23 protein-coding genes and 1 pseudogene are annotated in these 21,750 nt (G+C 46.3%); 3 read left to right on the top strand and 21 right to left on the bottom strand.

The genetic code is table 11. The annotated features are described in order from the left end of the window. Positions 1-22 precede the first annotated feature (22 nt). The 7 genes and pseudogenes from ACQVGS_RS00990 to ACQVGS_RS00960 all read right to left on the bottom strand — a co-directional run bounded on the left by ACQVGS_RS00990 (position 23) and on the right by ACQVGS_RS00960 (position 5,223). A complete protein-coding gene (locus tag ACQVGS_RS00990; RefSeq protein WP_024123425.1) occupies positions 23-520 on the bottom strand; it encodes a GNAT family N-acetyltransferase in 498 nt (165 codons plus the stop codon). 13 nt (positions 521-533) lie between these two features. Continuing rightward, on the bottom strand, positions 534-1,859 hold the full coding sequence (locus ACQVGS_RS00985; RefSeq protein ID WP_024123426.1) for an LLM class flavin-dependent oxidoreductase: 1,326 nt from the start codon (positions 1,857-1,859) through the stop codon (positions 534-536). A 186-nt stretch (positions 1,860-2,045) separates the two neighbouring features. Continuing rightward, positions 2,046-2,326: pseudogene (locus ACQVGS_RS00980) on the bottom strand (hypothetical protein). Next, entirely contained in the window at positions 2,262-3,248 is a 987-nt protein-coding gene (yxeI, locus tag ACQVGS_RS00975; protein ID WP_024123427.1) for a penicillin V amidase, read from the bottom strand. Before yxeI ends, ACQVGS_RS00980 begins: the two are co-directional and overlap by 65 nt. Positions 3,249-3,398: 150 nt before the next feature. Beyond that, on the bottom strand, positions 3,399-4,211 hold the full coding sequence (gene yidA / locus ACQVGS_RS00970) for a sugar-phosphatase (RefSeq protein WP_095712642.1): 813 nt from the start codon (positions 4,209-4,211) through the stop codon (positions 3,399-3,401). 39 nt (positions 4,212-4,250) lie between these two features. Next, on the bottom strand, positions 4,251-4,811 hold the full coding sequence (locus ACQVGS_RS00965) for a hypothetical protein (protein WP_101859701.1): 561 nt from the start codon (positions 4,809-4,811) through the stop codon (positions 4,251-4,253). Then, a complete protein-coding gene (locus ACQVGS_RS00960) occupies positions 4,801-5,223 on the bottom strand; it encodes a DUF3255 family protein (RefSeq protein WP_038954322.1) in 423 nt (140 codons plus the stop codon). Before ACQVGS_RS00960 ends, ACQVGS_RS00965 begins: the two co-directional genes overlap by 11 nt. Positions 5,224-5,327: 104 nt before the next feature. Here ACQVGS_RS00960 and cotNE point away from each other — a divergent pair, with 104 nt between their 5' ends. Together cotNE and ACQVGS_RS00950 are read left to right on the top strand one after the other, a co-directional pair. After that, complete coding sequence (gene cotNE, locus ACQVGS_RS00955) at positions 5,328-5,693, top strand: inner spore coat protein CotNE (RefSeq protein ID WP_106019828.1); 366 nt, start codon at positions 5,328-5,330, stop codon at positions 5,691-5,693. 245 nt (positions 5,694-5,938) lie between these two features. Beyond that, positions 5,939-6,292 (top strand): hypothetical protein, encoded by a 354-nt coding sequence (locus ACQVGS_RS00950; RefSeq protein WP_487446042.1) that lies wholly within the window; start codon positions 5,939-5,941, stop codon positions 6,290-6,292. Positions 6,293-6,335: 43 nt separating this feature from the next. On the opposite strand, the gene ACQVGS_RS00945 is transcribed toward ACQVGS_RS00950, so the two are convergent. Then, positions 6,336-6,734: a hypothetical protein gene (locus ACQVGS_RS00945; protein ID WP_024123433.1), complete on the bottom strand. Its 399-nt coding sequence runs from the start codon at positions 6,732-6,734 to the stop codon at positions 6,336-6,338. Between the two features lie 174 nt (positions 6,735-6,908). Between ACQVGS_RS00945 and ACQVGS_RS00940 the strand changes: the two genes are divergently transcribed. Beyond that, positions 6,909-7,874 (top strand): iron-hydroxamate ABC transporter substrate-binding protein, encoded by a 966-nt coding sequence (locus ACQVGS_RS00940; protein WP_103672017.1) that lies wholly within the window; start codon positions 6,909-6,911, stop codon positions 7,872-7,874. A 41-nt stretch (positions 7,875-7,915) separates the two neighbouring features. On the opposite strand, the gene ACQVGS_RS00935 is transcribed toward ACQVGS_RS00940, so the two are convergent. The 13 genes from ACQVGS_RS00935 to iolC all read right to left on the bottom strand — a co-directional run bounded on the left by ACQVGS_RS00935 (position 7,916) and on the right by iolC (position 21,735). Beyond that, complete coding sequence (locus tag ACQVGS_RS00935; protein WP_101859698.1) at positions 7,916-8,263, bottom strand: YxeA family protein; 348 nt, start codon at positions 8,261-8,263, stop codon at positions 7,916-7,918. A 13-nt stretch (positions 8,264-8,276) separates the two neighbouring features. Beyond that, on the bottom strand, positions 8,277-10,145 hold the full coding sequence (yxdM, locus tag ACQVGS_RS00930) for an ABC transporter permease YxdM (RefSeq protein ID WP_487446043.1): 1,869 nt from the start codon (positions 10,143-10,145) through the stop codon (positions 8,277-8,279). Then, positions 10,120-10,893 carry an ABC transporter ATP-binding protein YxdL gene (gene yxdL / locus ACQVGS_RS00925; protein WP_106019832.1) on the bottom strand — a complete coding sequence of 258 codons (774 nt, stop codon included), beginning with the start codon at positions 10,891-10,893 and terminating at the stop codon, positions 10,120-10,122. The genes yxdM and yxdL overlap by 26 nt, the downstream gene beginning before the upstream one ends. Positions 10,894-11,036: 143 nt before the next feature. Next, on the bottom strand, positions 11,037-12,014 hold the full coding sequence (gene yxdK / locus ACQVGS_RS00920; protein WP_487446044.1) for a two-component system sensor histidine kinase YxdK: 978 nt from the start codon (positions 12,012-12,014) through the stop codon (positions 11,037-11,039). Beyond that, complete coding sequence (gene yxdJ / locus ACQVGS_RS00915; RefSeq protein ID WP_106019833.1) at positions 12,011-12,700, bottom strand: two-component system response regulator YxdJ; 690 nt, start codon at positions 12,698-12,700, stop codon at positions 12,011-12,013. Before yxdJ ends, yxdK begins: the two co-directional genes overlap by 4 nt. Positions 12,701-12,807: 107 nt before the next feature. Further along, entirely contained in the window at positions 12,808-13,680 is an 873-nt protein-coding gene (iolJ, locus tag ACQVGS_RS00910; RefSeq protein WP_106019834.1) for a 6-phospho-5-dehydro-2-deoxy-D-gluconate aldolase, read from the bottom strand. 20 nt (positions 13,681-13,700) lie between these two features. Further along, positions 13,701-14,537 (bottom strand): 2-keto-myo-inositol isomerase, encoded by an 837-nt coding sequence (gene iolI / locus ACQVGS_RS00905; RefSeq protein ID WP_106019835.1) that lies wholly within the window; start codon positions 14,535-14,537, stop codon positions 13,701-13,703. An 86-nt stretch (positions 14,538-14,623) separates the two neighbouring features. Next, positions 14,624-15,493, bottom strand: coding sequence for a sugar phosphate isomerase/epimerase family protein (locus tag ACQVGS_RS00900; RefSeq protein WP_059335278.1), 870 nt, complete (start codon positions 15,491-15,493; stop codon positions 14,624-14,626). A gap of 21 nt (positions 15,494-15,514) precedes the next feature. Then, positions 15,515-16,549 carry a bifunctional inositol 2-dehydrogenase/D-chiro-inositol 1-dehydrogenase gene (gene iolG, locus ACQVGS_RS00895; protein ID WP_103672023.1) on the bottom strand — a complete coding sequence of 345 codons (1,035 nt, stop codon included), beginning with the start codon at positions 16,547-16,549 and terminating at the stop codon, positions 15,515-15,517. A gap of 22 nt (positions 16,550-16,571) precedes the next feature. Next, positions 16,572-17,888: a myo-inositol transporter IolF gene (iolF, locus tag ACQVGS_RS00890; RefSeq protein ID WP_106021864.1), complete on the bottom strand. Its 1,317-nt coding sequence runs from the start codon at positions 17,886-17,888 to the stop codon at positions 16,572-16,574. Between the two features lie 14 nt (positions 17,889-17,902). After that, positions 17,903-18,796 (bottom strand): myo-inosose-2 dehydratase, encoded by an 894-nt coding sequence (iolE, locus tag ACQVGS_RS00885; protein ID WP_106019837.1) that lies wholly within the window; start codon positions 18,794-18,796, stop codon positions 17,903-17,905. A 15-nt stretch (positions 18,797-18,811) separates the two neighbouring features. After that, the gene (gene iolD / locus ACQVGS_RS00880) at positions 18,812-20,725 is read right to left on the bottom strand and encodes a 3D-(3,5/4)-trihydroxycyclohexane-1,2-dione acylhydrolase (decyclizing) (RefSeq protein WP_106019838.1); all 1,914 of its coding nucleotides are present in this window, start codon (positions 20,723-20,725) and stop codon (positions 18,812-18,814) included. A gap of 32 nt (positions 20,726-20,757) precedes the next feature. After that, complete coding sequence (gene iolC / locus ACQVGS_RS00875) at positions 20,758-21,735, bottom strand: 5-dehydro-2-deoxygluconokinase (RefSeq protein ID WP_106019839.1); 978 nt, start codon at positions 21,733-21,735, stop codon at positions 20,758-20,760. Between the last annotated feature and the right edge of the window lie 15 nt (positions 21,736-21,750).

Raw genomic sequence — 21,750 nt, 5'->3', positions numbered from 1 at the left:
TGATTTTCCCGCCTTTTATCTTTTATAGGTCATGTCGCAGTTGTTTTTTCATATAGACTGTCATATGTCCTTTGCCCAGATCCTTCTCGCCTGCTCGGACATATCCTTTTCTTTCATACATCTCGATCAGCCACGGGTGCTTATCCGCTGTTCCTAGCGATACAAACGGAACCTTTAACGTATCGCGCAGGATGGTCTGCTCAAGCCATTGAAGCAGCTTTGTCCCGACTCCCTTTTGCCCGGTTTCAGGATCAACAGCGAACCACCAGATATGAGGAACGCCATATGGTCCAGGCTGCTGTCCCCAAGGCATTCGTAAGGAGATGGTCGCGATGATCCGCCCGTCTTCTTCCATGACGTAACAGGCGTTTTTTCGGATATTGTTTAAGACCAGATCCAGATCCGCTTGGGCCGCGGCAAAACGAATGCCGAGCTTTCGAATCGGTTCGTAGGCGCGCCATGTCAGCTTGAGAAGCTGTTCGGCATCACGTTCAGCTGCGAGGCGATATTGCGTCTTCATCGAGCGTTCCTCCTTACTTCGCATAACGGTTTACCGGTTTTTCTAAACCAAAATGCTCTCTCAATGTTGTGCCTTCATATTCGTTTCTGAACACGCCGCGCTCCTGTAAAATCGGAACCACTTTGTCAACGAACAGTTCAATTCCTTCCGGAAGGAGCGGAGGCATGATATTAAATCCGTCACAAGCTTTATGATCCACCCATTCCTGCATCTTGTCGGCAAGCTGTTCCGGCGTTCCGACAAAAATGTGATGGCCTCTGGAGCCTGCAACGTATTTGTAAAGCTCACGTATTGTCATATTGTCTCGTTCAGCCATTTCTTGAACAAGCTTAAATCGGCTCTTCACCGCGTTTGATGCATCCGCGTCAAGCTTTGGCAGCGGCCCGTCAAGCGGATATGCAGACAAATCAATTCCGCCTAAATAATTCTGAAGGATTTGCAGACCGACAGATGGAATGATTAAATCTTGAAGCTCTTGATATTTAGCCCGCGCCTCTTCTTCAGTGTCTGCGATGACCGGAAAAATGCCCGGCATGATCGCGATCTTCTCAGGATCGCGGCCAAACTCGGCTGCCTGCTTTTTAATTGATTGATAAAATTCCTGTGCCGATTCTAAATGGTTTTGCGCCGTAAAAATCACTTCAGCCGTTTTGGCAGCCAGCGCTTTCCCATCCCCTGATGAGCCCGCCTGAATAATGACCGGCTGGCCCTGCGGCGTTCTTGAAACGTTCAGAGGCCCGCGGACTGAGAAATAATCTCCTTTGTGGTTGAGCTCGTGCATTTTTTCTTTATCGAAGAATTCACCTGTTTCTTTATTGCGGATAAAGGCGTCCTCTTCCCATGAATCCCAAAGCCCCTTTACGGCCTCGACAAATTCTTCTGCCCGCTGATAGCGCAAGTGATGTTCGAGATGCTTTTCCCCGCTGAAATTCAGCGCTGTTGACTCAATGGATGAGGTCACGACATTCCATCCGGCACGGCCGTTGGACAGGTGATCCAGTGAGGCGAACTGTCTGGCAATGTGAAACGGCTCGCTATAAGTAGTAGAAGCTGTCGCTGTCAGGCCAATTCTTGAAGTCACCTGCGCCAAAGCTGAAAGCAAAGTAAATGGCTCAAACCTTGTAAGCACATTCGGATGCGATTTGCTGTCGATCGACAGGCTGTCTGCTAAAAACAGCATATCCAGCTTGCCCCGCTCCGCTGTTCTCGCCAGCTCTTTAAAATAATCCAAGTTCATACTCGCATCCGCAGGCGCGTCCGGATGCCGCCAAGACGCAACATGATGTCCGGTCCCCGCAAGAAAAACTCCTAATTTGATTTGCTTCTTTTTGCTTGTCATGACGTTACTCCTTTTATAATGTTTTTAGGCTGAAAAGTCCGAAAAATAAACTCCTATATTCCTAGTCGTTTAATATGAATAAATCAAAATGTACATTTGTATTGCGAGTTTGTCAATGAGTTGAGATTAATTTTTTCTATTTAAGCTGAAAAGACCCTTGCGTAACCATAATGGAACGGCATTGGTTCATTCAACTAGTGCAATAACCTGTATATCGGCAAGAAAACTGAGTCTGATGAAGCAAAGACTCAGTTTTTATTCAAAAAATTGATATACGATTTCGCCATTTCCTTGCCTTTGCTTTCGCTTTTAGCAAACCGCCTATCCACTCAGACGCCGTAACGATCGTATAAAAAAACAGCTGACTCCGGATTCAAACCGGAATCAGCTGATTGATGTGAATTAATTAAGCTCGTGAATACTTTCTTCTGCTTTAGCGGAAAACACTTTAGGCTCCAAACAGTCAAGGTCTTCATGAAATAAATTTACTTTTTGGATTTGCCGATTGTCATAGTGGTGGAAATAGTAGTTTCCCGTGTCGTTACACATCACGGAAGTATATTGCGTATAATGAATTTCGTCTTTTTCCGTTATCACTGCGCCCTTGGGTATCGTCATATTTGCCAAAATTTGAAGAGCGGCTGTTACACCTTTCGTTTCATCGGCCGCCGGCTCTAGGTGTTCTTTCAAATACACAGCTCTGACAAACCGGGAAGGCGGTGTATAATCCCCCGGCAGGCCTACAGTTCCTAAACCTTGGCCAAAAGCGGAAAGGGCTAATCCGCCCATCTCTTTGCTCTCTAATTGCTTCGGTCTGATTCCTGTATATTGCTGCAGATTGGTTACATGCCATATAAAGTCGGGGCTGTTCGTCATGACACCAGGCTGATTGTCATAGACTTTGAGGCCATCTGCTCTCGGTTCTATCGTCAGGCTGCGTCCCGTCCGGTCTGACAATATCCAGTGAAGCGGTAAAACCGTATCCAATAGATCTAATTTTTTCTCTACAATCGTTAAAGATCGAATCTTTTCTTTCACGTCATCCAAAGACTGACAGACTGACAGCGCCCATGTCACAAACTCATGCGGGGCAATGTGTACGGTGTCTTCCCGTATCGTTTTTTCGTACTCCGCATAGCCCGGAAAATAAAGTGCAGCACACGATAAACCGTTTTCATTAACGCCGTCTGCAAATAAAATATTACCAAGTTTTCTCCCCATACCGATAAAAGCGTACTGTGTCTGATGGGCCTTTCCGTCAGCTTCACTACTCCAACTGTAACGGCGCGGATAGAGAATCACCTCTGTCCCCAGCTGAAATGCAAAATCCATTGTTCTCGCTAATACATGTTTACGGTCAGCAGTTTCCAATGTAAGACTTGTGCACATCTGATCAGTCCCCTTTTCAATTCAGATTAATATCATACATATTGTGAACGAATTGGTTTTATCAGCATAACGAAAGTCAAATCGATTCGTCAAAGAATTGACATTATATCAATAAAACGAAAAAATCCAGCCTTTAAAAGGCTGGATTTTTTATTTAGCCAAAACAAGCTCGTGAATCGCATGCGCAACACCATGTTCATTATTGGAGCGTGTTTGAAAGTTTGCGGCCTCAAGCACTTCCGGAATGGCGTTTGCCATGGCAACGCCGCAGCCGGCCCATTCGATCATTGTCAGATCGTTGCCGTTGTCGCCTATGCTCATGACTTCAGCCTGCTCGATTCCGAGCAGATTCGCCAGCTGACGCACAGCGTTTCCTTTGCTTGCTTCCGGATGCAGAATTTCGTAAAAGAAAGGAGCGCTTCTGACCATCGTATACTTTTCTCTCACGTCTTTCGGTATCGATGTAATGGCGCGGCTTAAGTGCTCTGGTTTATCAATAAACATCACCTTCGGAATGAGAATGTCTTTAGGCATCTCCTCAATCTTGCGGTAATGAAGCGGCACCTGTGTCACGTACGACTCATATACGGTAAATTCGCTGATATCACGGTTAGGCGTATACAGGTTGGCTGAGTCGAAGAAGTGCATCGGTGTCTTCAGCTCTAAGCTCAGATCATATAATGATGCCAAATCATCATATCCTAGAGACAATTCCGTCACCACTTCTTTTGTATGCGTATTTTGAACAAGCGCCCCATTATAGGCAATGACGTAGTCGCCTTCCTCAATTAAATTGAGTTCATCTAAGTATCTCCGAACACCTCCGATAGGCCGGCCGGTGCAAAGGACAATTTTTACCCCTTCCGCTTTTGCGGCATGCAGTGCGTCGCGGACTTCCGCCGTCACTTCATGATGATCATTTAAAAGTGTTCCGTCCATATCAATTGCTATTAATTTGTACATCCTGCATCTCCTTCGTGTCGTTTTCAGGCTATAGTCCCATCATATCGTTTTTTCTTTTTGATATTCAACTGAAAGCGATGATTTTCTCCTGTTTCTGTTTAGACGTCTGCCTTGTCTCCGTATCCGCGTGCGCGGCTTTCGCTTTGGTTCTGCACCCTTTTCGCCGCTTTCTGCTTGTTTCTGTTTCATCAGCAGGAAGCCGGCAGCTAAAAATGGAATACCCGTGATATTTAAGATTGCAAGCTTCACACCCGCCGCCGTCAAAAAATATGCCCATGAAGATGAAGGATTCCGTCTGATCATCACATAAGCAGCCATTTCCAGAACAATCATGACCGCATGAAGCACTAAACAATAGATAAGCAATGCAATCACAAAAAACAGAACATAATTCACCATGGCGCCCGAGTACATCATAGAACGCAGCATTTGCATAAACGATAACGACTGCATCGTTCCGTTTATGACATTCGGATTGTAGATCGTATAGTCACTAAATACATGTTTGATTTTGAGAAAAGCCCATAATACCAACAACCACTGAATGATATGTAAAATAAGGCCTGTTAACACCAGTCTTTCCGCTTTTTTATTTCTCATGTTTCTCCTCCTTGCCGGCCTTTGGCTCGATTCTTGTCATCGTTTTTTCCTGACCATTTTGCTCCCATATCAACGTCCCGTCTTTCCCTCTTTTCAGTTTGCTTTTGAGCGGATAATAGGAGCCAAGGTACTGGATCTCAATGGAACCGTCAGCGCTTTGAGATATCACCTTGTATTCCATAAAGGGCAGCTGCACCTCTCCTCTCCCTTCAATCACCTCCGTCTCCAGCACCTTGTCTTTGGTAAATGTGACCGTTGCTGATTTCACGCCATCCATGGGACCGGGGATAATGCCCTCATCCCAAGTTCCGTAATAAAACGGCGTCTCGTCTTTTGGCTTTTGGCAGCCCGAAATGATGAGACATACAGCAGACAGAAACACAATAACAGGTCCTTTTCTGCTCAGCGTCATCACCGTCCTTTCTTACTTTTTTAGGCGAATGCCGTGGCACTGTGCCAATGACTACATAGATTATAAGGAATTCACCCACATTTCTTTTTAAGGAGATTGATTACATGAACCCTTATCAATATTACAGCCCGCAGCTCCCTCAGCAGGAACCCTACTATAACCAATATGAATACAATCCATATCCGCAGCAGGATGTATACCAGCCATACCAGACGGACAGACAGCCGGCATTGGAAAGAAGAGTCGCTGCTCTTGAACGGCAAAACGAACAGCAGACAAGAGAATTAACCCGTCTGTCGAATGAGGATCGCCGTCAAAACCGGGAAATTGCAAGATTGGCCGATCAGGTCAATCAGCTAAGCCAGACTGTTGAACGCCATACACGCCGCTTAAACCGTCTCAATCAGCGCCTCCGCGCCGTAGAAAACAGATTAAACATCCCATTTACTGCGGGCGAAGGCGGTTTCTGAAGCAAGAAAAGAAAAAAGCGGAATACGATTCTCCAGATTTCGGAGTTTCGTTTTCCGCTATTCTTATGTGTGAGCGGGACATTTACATAAAAAGGGTTTTTACAAGTATACAATCTTTGCCGATTTCATTCAAAGATAGAGGGGGTAAGGAAAATAATTGTAGTTCCCCTTTTGCAGAATTTCTTTTGGTTAGGGTCGCATGATAATACCGACAAATGTCAATTGAACATACGGAGGGGTCATTTATGCACAATACGCAACACAGCCTGCAGCAGCTGAACCAGTGCCGCCAGACAGCTCAGCAGCTTATTCAGCAAACACAGCAAAGCAGCAACCAATATCGTCAAATGCTTCATCAGGAGCAGCAAAACATTCAAATGCTGCAACAGATTCTAAACCACGAACAACAAGCTGCACATACCATTCAGCAAGCGCTGCACGGACACGACATGGCCATTCAAAAGTGCCGGCAGGTTGTCAACATGTGCAACCAAATGCAACAAGAAATCACTGGACAATCAAGCGTGATGAATACGAATGTGTCTACACTTCCATTCGGCCAAAACACACCATTCCAGCAGCATACCTATCAGCAGTAGCATATAAAAAGCTCAACACAATGTTTAGTGTTGAGCTTTTTTCTTACCGTTCTTTGCGAATATGTATATCTTGAATAGACTGTTTCGGCGCATGAAATCTGCTCTCGGCCTCACTTCTTGCCTCAGCAAAGGCCCGTGCCTCCACATTGTCTTTGTAGACATCCAGCTGAATCAGATACAGCGGACGCACTTTAAAACCGTGAATAATCGTCACAGCCCACAACGGGAGCACAATAAGCAATCCGGGCGGATCAGGCAGCACGAAAGCAAACGCAAATACGAAAAAATAAATGATTCCGTACATGATCCACTTTTTATTTCTAACCTTGATGCCAATAAATAAAAAGGCAAAAAAACTGGTAATGGCAAAAGGCATGAAAATAAACAGCATCCACCAGCTATGAAGCCATTCCCATGCGGCACCTCTTTTTGTGATTTCCATATTTTCCTCCTCCTATTTACCTATAATAATCGATTAAGAATACCGCGTCACTTGTATAACAAAAACTTTCTCCTATTAAAATAGTGATAGACGGGGCACAGGTTTCTTGCTATATTATTAATTGATAATGATAATCATTACTAATGGATCAAAATACATATTGGAGGGTTCTTGATGAAAAAGAACACATTGCTCGTGGGCATGCTGGTGCTGCTCCTCATGTTTGTCAGTGCTTGCAGCGGCACGGCTTCGAAAGGAAGCTCAGGTGATTCAGCTTCCGAAAAGACAGAAATGAGAACATACAAATCAACAAAAGGGAACGTCAACATTCCTGCACATCCGAAACGCATCGTCACTGATTTTTATGCCGGTGAATTGCTGTCTGTCGGGGCAAATGTGGTCGGCTCGGGCTCATGGTCATTTGATAATCCATTTTTAAAATCAAAGCTGAAAGATGTAAAGGATGTCGGTGATCCGATCAGCGTTGAGAAAGTCATGGAGCTTCAGCCTGACTTAATTGTTGTCATGAATGAAGAGAATGTCGATAAATTAAAGAAAATCGCTCCAACCGTTGTCGTTCCTTATAACACCGCGAAAAACGTCGAAGATACCGTTGCAATGTTCGGAGATATTGCGGGTGCCAAGGATAAAGCAAAAGCATTTATGGCTGACTTTAACAAAAAAGCGGAAGCAGCCAAAAAGAAAATAGCCGGCGTCATCGACAAAGATGCGACCTTCGGCATTTATGAAAACACGGACAAGGGCGAATTCTGGGTCTTCAATGACAATGGCGGACGCGGCGGCCAAGCTGTATACAATGCGCTTGGGTTAAAAGCGCCTGAAAAAATTGAACAAGATGTCATCAAAAAAGGCGAGATGAAACAGCTCTCTCAAGAGGTCATTCCTGAGTATGCCGCAGATTATATGTTCATTACGGACTACAATCCGAAAGGCGAAAGCAAAACACTCGACAAGCTGGAGGACTCCTCCATTTGGAAAAACCTAGACGCTGTGAAACATAATCGCGTGTTTATCAATGACTTTGACACGTTCTACCCGTACGATCCGATTTCTGTCAGCAAACAGGTGGATATCATCACCGACATGCTGATCAAACGGGCCGAAGAAAATAAAAAATAAAGAAAATGGCACAGTTATGACACTGTGCCGTTTTTTATGATTCACTTTAATGCTGACTGTACGGAGTGCGGCATATCTTCAAACCTGACTTCTTCCCAAGTCTCGACATACTTTCCTTTTGCCTTCACCTTCAAATACGCGTTCTTCCGAAGGTCTTTACCGGCGAAAAAGGTCACTTCTTCTTTTTTTCCGGATGCATGATATCCGTCTAATGTATACTCAGTACCGCCTGGGCTAAGATGTTTGCCATCTCGATCAATCTGCACATAGACATCTTGCTGGTGAATAAACGGATTAAATCTGTCTGTAACATCGTTATGAAAAAAGAGAAGCCCGCATACTACGGCAGCAGCCGCCAAGACGGCCAGGATTGCCATTGCTTTTTTCATCTTTGCACTCCCCTTACTTGTTCATTTTTTTCAAATAGCTTGACCGCACCGCGAGGAAGAACAGAAGCTGAAAAAGGAAAAACCCTCCGATGGTGAGACTGAGCGGTCCCGCTACAACGGAATAGCCATCCACGGCCAATGTTCTCAAGGCAAACAGCGTATGCATGACAGCAATGACAAATGGAAAGAAAAAGAGAATCGCCAATTGTATCGTCACGCTTTGTGACATCTCACGCTCACTCAAACCGATTTTGGCCAGCGAACGGTAACGCTCCCGATCTTCTTCTAAATCGGTGAACAGCCTGAAATATAAGAAACTTGCTGCCGCGATAAAGAAGACGATCGCGATAAACAGGCCGATGAATAAACTTAAGCTCGGCAGCTGCACCGTATCATAGTAAGTCCCGGCTTTTGCCATAAAATCAGAATGCACGTCGATATAATTGCCGTAAATCTCATTTTTCAAGGATTGGCTGAACCCAAGACTGTCTTTCCAATGATCATACCTGTAGCCGTATAATGTCGCTTTATCACCGAGTGATTTGAGCTGATCAAAGGTTTTATCGTTCACCGCGATGATGGCATTTAATGAAATCAGCGGTTTTTTGACTTCTTTTACCGACAGTTTTTGGTCAGACGGCTTGCCTTTTTGGTTCAGCAGCTTCAGCTGATCCGGCGCTTCGTTTTTGAAATTGCGGTCATACGTGCCCGGGAAAAAGACAGCCTCACCATTTTTCAGGCCGTTCAGCTTGACATGGAAGTATTTTGATACATCCGATTCGCTGATCATGTAAACAGGGGGAACAGTTTCTCCTTCCTGATAGCGAACATAAGAAACATCTATTTCGTCTTTCTTATACGTAAAGCCGTGTGTTTTCAGTTCATGGTCAATTTTTTTCAAATGCGTCTGTTCTTTTGGATTGCCGCTGTAAGATATATACTCCATCTCATAAGCGGACTCTTCCGCCCCGACGGTCGATTTGTACATCACGAGCACGCCCGTAGCCGTAAACGCAACCGCGGAAATCATGCTGACAATAAAGAACAGGCGGGCGTTGTCTTTTAAACGATAGACAAGGTCAGAAACCCAAATGATATTTTTCCCGCGCAGATAAAAGGTTTTCCACTTCTTCAGCGCGCGCAGAATCCAGATGCTGCTTTGGCTGAAAAAGAAATACGTTCCGATAACGGTGAGCAGTAAAATGATAAACGGTTCGGTCCCGTGGACATTGCCTTTAAGGACCATGCCGTACCCGCCGCACAGACAGGCGATGCCGAATAAGGACAGTAGCACGGACGGCTTTGGCTCCGGCTTAATCTTGTCAGTGCCCTTTATTAATTTGATAACCGTATTTGATCTGACAAAAAGGATCGTAAACTGCGATAAAAGGAAAAATAAGAGCAGAAATCCGCCAGCCGTAATACCGAGCGCTTTCCAAGGCATATACAAAGGCAGCGCGTCCATTTCTAAAATATAAGCGCCGACCGTAAAGAACGTCTTTGAAAAAATGAATCCTCCGATAATGCCGGCTGCAATTGACATGACGCCGATGATCATATTTTCCGCAGTAATGAGCTTTCTCAGCTGCCCCGGCGTGATGCCCTGCATGAGCAGGATGCCGAATTCTTTATTTCTCGATTTCAAAAATGCATTAACCGAATACAGAACAAATAAGAAAGAAAAAACAAAGATCATCCATTCCGCAGCGGTTAAGCCTTTTTTGGCGATGCTATTCAGGTAGCCTTCCTTTAATGCCGGATGAAACAGGAACATCGCAAAGGTAAAGAAAATCAAAACGGAAAAGGCGCTGCTTAAAAAGAATGCAAGATAGGCCCTTTTGTTTCTCGTGACGTTTTTATAAGCGAACTGAAGAAAGGTCATTTGCGTTTCCCCCCAGCATAGACAGCACATCAAGAATTTGTTCATAAAATACTTGGCGGTTTTCCCCGCGGTAAATCTCATTAAACAGTTCGCCGTCTTTTATAAAGATGACGCGGCGGCAGTAGCTTGCCGCAACAGGATCGTGGGTCACCATCAAAGCCGTGACATGATCATCCTGATTCAGGCTCTGCATCGTTTCCATGACGTCTTTTGACGCTTTGGAATCAAGGTTTCCCGTCGGTTCATCGGCCAGGATGAGTGACGGCTTATGAATGACCGCTCTTGCGATGGCGGCCCGCTGGCGCTGGCCTCCGGACACTTCAAACGTCCGTTTGTTGAGCAGGTCTTCGATTCCGAGCTTTGCCGCGATGCCTTGCAGTTTTTCTTCCATTACAGACGGCGCTTCTTTTTCAAGCGTTAACGGCAGCATAATATTTTCACCGATCGTCAGCGTGTCCAGAAGGTTGAAATCCTGAAACACAAATCCGAGCTGCTTGCGGCGGAAATGAGCGAGCTTTGTCCGCTTCAGCCGGTGCGGGTTTTCTCCGTGAATCAGGATATCGCCTGAATCCGGACGGTCGATCGTTGAAATGATATTCAAAAGGGTTGTTTTTCCGGAGCCGGACGGTCCCATCACCGCCGTGAACCCACCTTCTTCTATAGAAAATGAAATTTGCTTTAAGGCTTGATAGGACACTTGTCCTTTATAGGTTTTATTTATATGTTTGACTTCAAGCATATTCGCCATGAAAATCCTCCTTATGGTTTTATTCTTGTTGGTCTGGGCTGCTTTCATGTAGTGCCGGGGCATTTAACATAAAAATCCCCTTGACGTAAATCCATGTTATCAAGGGGAAACAAAACGGGCTATGTTGTTTTCTTAACGAAGCCTTACATTTTTGTAAGAAATGAAAATCGAACCGATGTCCCTTTACCGGGAGACGAGCTGATGACCACCGTATGATTGAGCTTGTCCGTAATTTCTTTGACGAGATGGAGGCCGATTCCCGTAGATTCTTGGAAACGCCGTCCGTTTTCACCGGTATAATAAGGGTCAAACACCCGCTTGATGTCTTGGGAAGGAATGCCGACACCGTAATCTTTGACTTCAAGCACCGTCCTGTCTTCATCGCGGGAGACATTCAGCTCAAGTCTGTCACTCTTGCCCGCTGAATACTTGACCGCATTTGTGACCACTTGGCCGATCGCAAATTTGAGCCATTTTGCATCGGTGTAAATCTTATGATCATCGCAAATGTTCATTTTCGGATAAACGCGGTATTGAATAAAAAATCGTTTATAGCTTTGAATGACTGATTGGAGAAGCTCGGACAGGGAAACCGCTTCGATTTTAAAATCCCGTTCAAACAGGTCGAGCCTTGAAGAATAAAGAAGCGTCTCCAGCCCGAATTCAATCTGCCGGACTTCTTTTTTGATTTGTTCAAAAACGGGCTCATCCTCTTCCTGAATGATTAAATTAATGACCGACAGCGGCGTCTTTACTTGGTGCACCCATTGATTCATATACGTCACGCGCGCGTCAAGCTTGGCTTCGGTCTCATGGAGCTTCTGGTGCTGCAGCCGGATCAGCTCCATCTGCTTTTCATACAGCTCTGAACAAAACACTGAAGAACCGAGATACGGGATGTCCGTCCCTTCCTGTCCTGAACTGAGCCAATGATACACGCCGCGGTCTTTGTACCAGCGATAGGCAAGATAACCCGCCAAAATAAGAAGCTGCACGCCCAATATGTAAAACAAGTGAGAAAAAGAATGAAGACCCGCAAACCAGTAATAAAAGAAGACAAACAGCCCTTGAAGGAGAAAAAGCAGAATCAGCACTGCATGAGACCGGAGAAACAGCTTCATGACAGCGCCCTCAGCTGGTAGCCTTCGCCCCGCACCGATTCAATCGAAACAGGCGCATTCAGCTCCCGCAGTTTTTTTCTGAGCCGCGTGATATACACGTTAAGTGTATTATCATCGACGAAAATGTCGGTGTCCCACGTTTTTTCCATGAGCCGGTCTCTTCCCGTCACCTTTTCTCCCCGCTCCAGCAGCACTTCCAAAAGCTTACTTTCTTTTTTAGAAAGCTCGCTTTTTTCGTCATGAAAGCGCAGTTCAAACCGTTCCACAAAGAGCTGCACGCCGGCATATTCAACCACTTTCTCCCCCTGTTTTGCGGCGTACTCTCCGTATGCCCTGCGGATCTGGCTTTTGATTTTTGCCAGCACAATATCATAAGAAAACGGTTTTTCGATATAATCGTCTCCGCCGTTTTCAATCGCCATCACCTGATCCATTTCCCCGCTTCTGGCTGAAATGAAAATGATCGGACTTGTGGAGTGCTGGCGGATCTGGCGGCACCAATAATAGCCGTCATAGGACGGCAGGTTGATATCAAGCAGCACCACATCGGGCTTTTCCCGCAAAAAAACATCAAGAACAGCAGTGAAATCCGCGGTGACCACGGTTTGGTATCCGTATTTTTCAAGATAATTCTGCAATAGTCCGCGAATGTCTTCACTGTCTTCTACAATCATGATTTTATTCAAACTGAACCACTCCCGTTTCTTACACTGCTGCCATCATCATAATCGTTTCGGGGGTACGGACGCAACACCGCACAAAAAAACCGCCATCTCGGCGGTTTCAGGTCTCTTCAGCCGACCTGCTGCTTAGCTGCTTTACCGGCTGATCCGAACTCTCTCATTTTGCTTCGCACTGTCTCTTCCACGGCTCCAATGCCGGGTGTCATATAGCCGCGCGGTTCGTACAGATCGCTGTTTTCCTGAAACATGCGGCGTGTTTCGTTTGTCCAGGCTACCATACATTCCGTATTGATATTGACCTTCGCGTGGCCGAGCGTGATGGCTTTTTTGATCTGATCCCGCGGAATCCCGGATGCCCCGTGAAGAACGAGGGGAATATCAGTCATGCGGGAGATAGCCTCCATTTCCTTAAATCCGAGATTCGGCTCACCCTGATATTTGCCGTGTACAGAGCCGAGGGCAGCGGCTAGCGCGTCGATATTGGTTTCTTTGACGATCCGCTCACATTCCGTGATATCGGCATAGCGGACCCCGCCGACCAGCCCGTCTTCCATTCCTCCGACCGTGCCGACTTCGGCTTCTACTGACACGCCGTGCTTTGCGGCATAATCGGTGACTTCTTTTGTCATCGCGATATTCTCGTCAATCGGCTGATGAGAGCCGTCAATCATCACTGAGCTGAATCCGGCATCAATGGCCTGTCTGCAGCGTTCCGCACTGCTTCCGTGATCAAGATGAAGCACCACGGGAACGGTAATCGCCATTTCCTCCATTAACGCGCCGACCATGGCGGCAATCGTTTTAAATCCGCCTAAATAGTCGACAAGGCGATCGGAAGCCGCGGCGATGACTGGTGATTGCTCCTTTTGCGCCGCTTGCAAAATCGCCTTCGTCCACTGCAGGCCGTTGATATTAAACTGGCCAATCGCATATTGCTCCCGCTTTGCATCTTCAAGAAGCTCTTTCATCGATACAAAAGCCATGTTCACCCCTCCTTTATCCGTTACATGTTGAAGTATTTCGATACGACATCAACCGTTGTTTTTTTCGCTGTTTGAATGGCTTCCTCAGCACTTAGCTTATAGTATTCAGGCCGGAACAGCTCAACGGATACCACATCAGAGAAGCCGATTTCCTTGAGGGCTGATAAGTGGGCATCCAAGTCAATCGCCCCTTGGCCGGGCCATAGGCGATCTTCATCCGTTAAAAAGCCGATTGGGAAATCTTCCGTATCGTCAATATGATAAATAAAGATTTTCTTCCCGTCCGCCTGCTTTAAGCTTTCAATATTGGATCCCATCGCATGGAAATGGAAGCTGTCAAAGACAAGCCCGACATTGTCGCGGCTGACAGTATTGATGATGTCATACGCCTGTTCAAATGTATTGACTGTACATTGCGGATGGCCGACAAACTCAAGGGCGATTTTTACGCCGTACGGTTCGGCGATATCAGAAAGCTCAGTCAGCACCTCTACACAGCTCTTTTTGATCTCTTCTTTTAAGATTTTCTGCTCCGTCACAAGCGGAACGGCCACCACATATTTCACACCGAGGGTTTTGCAGGTTTCCATCATGCCCTTAAATTCAGCAATGACCTCCTGATAGCCCTTTTCATCACGGTTATTGAAGAAAACGAGTGCGTTTAAGGCAAGCGGTTTAATGTGATGGGTTTGAAAGTATTCCGCAAGATCGGCCAATGAATGGTCTTTTAAGTACTCGGGCAGCTTATCCATTGTGCGGATTTCAATATAATCATAGCCATGCTTTTCACATAGCTCTAAATCCTGTTTAAGATTTGAGTTTTCCAATGTTGTTGCTTCATTGAAACACAGTTTCATGTCAGACTCCCCCATCTGCGTTTTAGATATGAAGGGAGTTCGGCAGGAAGGCTGTTCGCCATATCCCGCCGAACTCCATGCTCAGCTTATGCCAGACCTAATTCTTCTTTCATTTTTTTAAGCATAAATCGGCTTGATTCATCCGCTCTTTCGTCGACCCAAGCAAACACGGCATTCGTCGCAATTCCGTCGAACTTCATCTCTCTCAGCTTTCTGAAAATCGTATCAAAATCAACCTCACCTTGACCAATGTCCAAATGCTGGTGAACCGTTACTTTCGCGTCAGGCGGATTGACGATGTAGCGCAGGCCGTGAGCCGCTTTATGATTAAAGGTATCTGCAAATAAAACATGTGTGAGACGGTCTCCGGCTTCGTCAAACATTGTCGCGATATCGCCTTTTCCGTCATCGTAGAAGAACGTATGCGCAGTCGAGTAGACAAGGTTGATCCAGTCCTTGTCGAGCGCGCGGATCATATCCATCGCACCTTTGTGCGTTTCGATAAAATCGTACGGATGGGCTTGAAGATTGAGTTTAATGCCTTCTTTTTCAAAGACTGGCAGAAGTTCATCCATGGATTTGATAAATTTTTCTTCGCTTGTTAAAGGATCATATTTTGAACCGCTGAATTCACTGTTCATCAAATCCACTTCAAGTTCAACCGCAATTTCGATTGCCCTTTTCCAGTTGCGCACCGCAGCCTGGCGGCGGTCTTCTTCAGGACCCGCCCAATGGTAAAGCGGAAGGAGTGATGAAAGCTTAACACCTGTATCCCTTAAAAGCCGCTTTAATTGTTTGATCTTTGCTGAATCGACTTTAGGATATTTATAGAATGGACAAAAATCCTCGCGCGGGGAAAGTTCAATATATTCATAGCCAAGCTCCGCCGTTTTATAGACCATTTCCTCCAACGTTAAATCATCTCGATACATCGATGGATCCAATGCTAATTTCATTTTTTTCACTCCTCCATATTCCTAGTTTTCCACTGTTGTAAAGGATTGATAGAATTCCGGTTTTTCCTTCAAATCAACCTTTTCTTTTTGTCCAGATTCCTGGGCCTTTACACACGCGTCAGTCGTAACGGCAGCAATATAGCCGTCCCAAGCCGTCGGCCCGCTGACTTCGCCTTTTTTCTGGATCGAATCAATGAAGTCTTGGATTTCCACATCGTACGCATCCACAAAGCGTCTCTGCCAATCCATCAGAATATTTGTGCTGAATTTGCCTTCTTTTCTCATGCTGATGCTTGATGGTTCAGGAAGCTTGATGATGCCGTCTTCTCCGACGATTTCACATTGAATGTCATAGCCGTATTTACAGTTCACATAGATTTCAGCATTGATGACGATACCGCCTTTTGTTTCAATGACTACGATTTGCGGATCTTTTAAGTGCGGCAGGGCATTTTTTGATTTTTTCGGATAGATGACTTGAACGGACTCGTAGTCATCATTGACGAGCCAGTGCAGCACATCAATTTCATGAACAAGCGTGTCGACTACGGCCATATCCGTTGTGTAGTTGTCTCCCACAGTCGGGTTGCGGTGCGCGCAGTGAATCATGAGCGGCTCGCCGATGACATTGTTGTCGAGCGCCTCTTTCAGCTGTACGTAACCGCTGTCATAACGGCGCATAAAGCCGACTTGAACGAGGCGTTTCCCCGTTTTCATTTCCTCTTCGACGATGCGCATGCATCCTTCAGCAGTTGTCGCAAGCGGCTTTTCACAGAACACATATTTCTGGGCTTTAATGGCTTTCAGCACACTCGATTCATGCGCAGGCCCCCAGCTTGTCACTAGGACAGCGTCTACATTTTCATCTGCCAGAAGGCTGTCATCATCAGGATATACTGCTGCGTTTAATTGGTAGTGCTCGACGACATTCTGTGCGGCTTCTTGATTCACATCCGTTACAGCTACAATTTCTGCGCCGGACAGTTTGTTTGTGATGCGGTTAATATGTTCTTTTCCGATTGCTCCAGTTCCAATTACGCCAATACGTAAACTCATTGACAGCCACTCCTTCTGTTGTTTACATCATTTTGCTTTCTGTTCCTTGCTTTACTTGGCTCTGAGGAGATCCGTAGAGTTCCTCTTGAATTTGTTCAAGCGACTTGCCAGACGTATTCGGCGCGAAGAGAAGCCCGATGATCATACTGGCCGTCACACATCCGAGGAGAATTGCAGCCATCGTTCCAATGCCGAAATTGGTTATAATCATTGGGACAAACAGACTCCAAATCCCTATTGAAATACGTACGAGGAAAAACATTAGTCCTTGTGCGGAAGCACGATATTGCGTAGGAAAGATTTCACTGGCCCATAACTGATAGTTGGCTTGCTGCCCGGCTCCGTTATTGATGCCGATCACGACAATAAACAGGAGCAGAATAGGCATGCCTTGAACCGGCATCAGAAACAGCGTCCATCCGATCACCGCCATAAAAGCGGCGATTCCAAATACGGTTTTTCTATATTTGTCGGCAAAGGGCATGAAGATGAAAGCGACCCCCAACCCTGTGAAGATAAACAGTCCCATTTGCAAAAGGTTTGCCATGTTGGCAGATACACCGCCGACCTGCTGATAAATGTATGGCATAAAGAAGCCCATCACACCGGCGGCTAAATTCCAAACCAAGTACACACCCATCAAAAACAGTATGCTTTTTAGATACATTGGCTTGAGCAAATCAAAATACGATGTTTTGTTCAGTACGGCCGGCTTCTCTGTTTGTATGTCTGCGGGCTGGTTTTTCTGCTGCCACGCATCTGACTCCGGAAGCCTGATTCTCAGGATGTACGTAATCAGCGCAATGACAAGCAGATGGGCAAATACGATTTTATTCCCCAAGAGGCCTAAATCACCGACCAGTACGGAGAGAAGCAGCACAACGACAGCGCCCGCGGCCCAGGCGACTTGTGCCACGCCGCAATGGCGGGCTCGATTTTTCTTTGGCGCATTTTCTGCAATAATGGTCCATGATGCAGTAATGTCAGCTCCCACTGATAAACCGATAATCATGTAACCGCTTAACAACATGGGGAAATTAACCCCAAACAGAACCAAACAAATCCCTAATGCATAAACCAGCATGCTATTGGTATAAACAGCCTTCCGCCCGACTTTATCAGCCAGATACCCGCCAAGCAGGGCGCCGACAGCGGCAGAAATTGCATTTGCGCTTAGCGCGCCGAGCAGCCCGATTTGTGTATCAGATAGCTTTAGATAACTGACCCATAACGATAAACCAGCAGATCCAGCCACAATCGAACCGGCATCAATATAGTTAGCCAATGCTGCCGCGATTGTCCGTTTATTGAAGGCCGAATCTGCATTGGTATTGCTCATATATCCAGTCCCCATTACGCCAGATCCAGCAACTGCTCATCAATATAGTTTCTCGCGATCAATGCATACTCAAGCGGGTTTGCGACATCCGGGTCCTGTTCAGCTTCAATGACAATCCATCCGGAATAATTGTGTTTTAACAGCAGCTGATATACGTCTCTAAAATCAATGCAGCCGTCACCGGGAACCGTAAACATGCCTTGTAAAAACGCTTGCTGAAACGATTTCCCTTCGAGTTTGCATTTTTCCATGACATTCAGCCGGGCATCTTTAAAATGGACATGTTTAATGCGATCGATATGCTTTTTCAGCATGCCCATGTAGTTGCCGTCAGAAATATACGCATGACCCGTATCGTAGAGGAGGTGCACATGTGCAGGGTCTGTTCCCTCCATCAGGCGGTCCACTTCAGCCGCTGTTTGGACGCCGGTGCCGAGATGGTGATGATATACCAGCTTTAAGCCATGCTGATCGGCAATTTTCCCAAAATGATTTAATCCTTCACAAAGCCGTTCCCATTCCTCATCAGTAAAATGCGGTTTCTCTGTGAACACGTTTTTCTCCAGACTTTGCACGCTGTAGGTTTGTTCAGAGACAACTGCGACATCCGCATTGACTTGCTGCAAATACTCACAATGCAGGGTAAATGCCTTCGCCGCTTCACCAAGTCCGTCACGCAAAATAAAACTGCTGAACCATTTTCCCGCAATGCGTAAATTCCGAAGCTTAAGCTCTTTATTAAGAATGGAAGGCTCGGGGAAAAAGCCCCCGACTTCCGTACCTTGAAAACGCGCGACAACTATATCACTTAACAAATGCTGAAGTGTATTTCCCGCTCCGATTTCAGGCATATCATCATTCCGCCACCCAATGGGAGCGATCCCCCACAGGATTTCATGTTTGCCCATCATGATGCCTCCCCTCTAATACTGCTTTGCAGATTCAAGCATTTTCTCTTTTGCTTCATATGCTTTTTGAACGCTTTCTTGTTCAGATACTTCAGCCACTCCGACATGCCACCAGCTGTCATAGCCGTCAGTCATTGTTTTTGGCAGCACTTTCATTTCAATCAACGTTGATACGTCTTGTTTCTTCGCATCCTCTAACGCCGCTTTTAACTCTTCTACTGTGTTAGCACGGTACGTTTTCGCGCCATAACCCTCAGCGACTTTCGCGTAATCGACATTCAAGATTTGGTTGTCATCTGTGCGGAACTCACAGTAGTAGCTGCCGCTTCCGTGGTCCATTTGCAGGTTGTTGATACATCCGAATCCTGAGTTGTCAAAAAGCAGCACATTGATCTTCTTGTTATACTGAATCGCTGTGATCAGTTCGGAATGAAGCATCAGGAAGCTGCCGTCTCCGACAATCGTATACACTTCTCTGTCTGGGTGAGCCAATTTAAGCCCCAGTGTGCCGGACACTTCATAGCCCATGCAGGAATATCCGTACTCCAGGTGATACGTATTCGGGACATTGGAGTGCCACAAACGCTGCAAATCTCCCGGAAGAGAGCCTGCCGAACAGATAATCACACTGTCTTCAGGAATGGTCTCGTTAATCGTCAGCAATGCCGTTGTTTGCGGAAGCTCGGTATTCAACGCGTCAGCGTACTCGTTTAGAATCTCTTGAGAGAAATGATGTTTGATTTCCGGATCAAATTCTTCCCGCTTAAATGTCACTTTGCTGAGGCGGTCGCGTTCAGCGAGCCATTCGTCCTTCAGCTCTTGAATCGTTGAGCCAAATTCACTCTTATAGCCTTCAAGCAGGCCGCGCAGTTTGCCAAGCGTCACTTTCGCATCCGCTACCACTTGGAACGCATCGAGTTTATACGCCTGCATTCGGCTGACATTGATGTTCAGAAACTTTGCTTTATCAAAATCAAAAGCAGTCTTAGAGGATGTCGCAAAATCCGTATATCTTGTACCGATACCGATAATCAAATCAGCCTGGCGGGACGCCTTATTTGCCGCGAGTGTTCCTGTGATGCCCATTCCGCCCAAGTTGTTCGGAAAATCAGCTTCCACTGTCGATTTGCCTGCCTGTGTTTCAACCAGCGGAATGTCATAGGCCTCAGAAATGGCGATTAATTCATCGCGCGCACCGGAATATTTCGCGCCTCCGCCTACGAGGATCACAGGGTTTTTGCTGGCTTTAATCAGCTCCGCCGCACCTTGAAGTTCACGCTCGCTCGGCTGCATGCGATCAATATAGTGAACCCGTTTGACGAAGAAACTTTCATCGAAATCGTACGCTTCGCCTTCCACATCCTGAGAAATGCAAATGGTCGCCGGACCCGCTTTTGCCGGATCAGTCATGACTTCAAAAGCGCGAAGCAAGCTGCTCATCAGCTGCTCAGGGCGTGTAACGCGATCCCAGTATCTCGATACAGGCTTCAATGCATCGTTTGTTGTAACCGCCGCACTGTACTCTTGCTCCATTTGCTGCAGTACAGGGTCGGGCTGTCTTGTCGCAAATGTATCTGCCGGAATGAAGAGAACAGGAATATTATTTGCCAATGCAGTGCCGGCTGCCGCCACTAAGTTGGCCGCTCCCGGTCCGACAGATGTTGAGACCGCGTAAATTTTTCTTCTCAGCATTTGCTTGCTGTACGCCATTGCGGCATGCGCCATTCCCTGTTCATTTTTCCCTTGGTACACTTTTAAATGGCCAGCATCCTGCTCAAGCGCCTGCCCAATCCCTAAAACATTTCCGTGACCGAAAATCGTGAAAATCCCTTCTACGAAAGGCTCTTCCTTGCCATCAACATGGATGTACTGCTGGTTTAAGAATTTAATCAGCGCTTGTGCTGTTGTTAAGCGAATTTTCTTACCCACAAACGATCCCACCTTTACTCGATCTTTTTCAATTATGACTGTGCTTCAATAAGCTGAGCGATTTCATCCGCCGTCGGCATGGCTTCCGATGAGCTATGCTTGCTGACAACAATGGAGGCTGAGGCGCTTCCGTACTTCAATGCCGTTTCAATGTCTTTGCCGCTGACAAGTCCGTAGATAAAGGCCGAAGCATATGAGTCACCGGCTCCGAAGGTTTTCAGCACTTTTGTCTTGTACGCTTGGGCGCGGAAGACTTCGCCGGATTTGCTGTATGCGTACGAGCCTTCTACGCCATGCTTGATGACGACGAGGTCGGCTGAATGGTCAAATAAATAATCGACAGACTCTTCATTGCTGCCGCCTGTGCGGTTTTCCATGACATCGAATTCATCCCGTGTTCCGATGACAATATCGGACTGCTCAGCGACCAAAGAATAGTAAACAGCTGTTTCATCGGCTGACTGCCATGTATATGGGCGATAATCCAGTTCGAACACGACTTTTACCTGGTGATTTTTCGCATATTGAACGGCTTTTAACACCGCTTCCCGTGACGGGCTTTTAGCGAGCGCTGTCCCGGAAACGAGCAGCATTTTCGCATTTGCAATGTAGTCCTCGCTTACCTCTGAAGGCTCAAGATAAAGATCGGCCACGTCATCGCGGTACATTAAGATGCTGCATTCTTCCGGACTCAGAATTTCAGTAAATGCGAGACCGGCTTTATGCCCTTCCTTATCAACGACCATTTGCGTTGTGTCTACGCCGGTTTTTCTCATATAGGACTCTATGAATCTGCCATGCTGGTCATCTGGAATTTTGCCGATAAAGCCCGCTTTTAAGCCGAGCTTTGAGCTGCCGATCGCGATATTCGCAGGCGAGCCGCCAACGTATTTCGAAAATGTCATCGTTTCTTCCATTGGGCGATTGTATTCAACCGCGTTCAAATCAATACACGCCCGGCCGATGGCAACAATATCAAAGTCCTTCTCTTCGTTGAATGTATACTTCATCGTAAACAGCCACTC

Source organism: Bacillus sp. SD127, from assembly GCF_058566445.1.
This window is presented reverse-complemented; position numbering and strand designations above follow the sequence as displayed.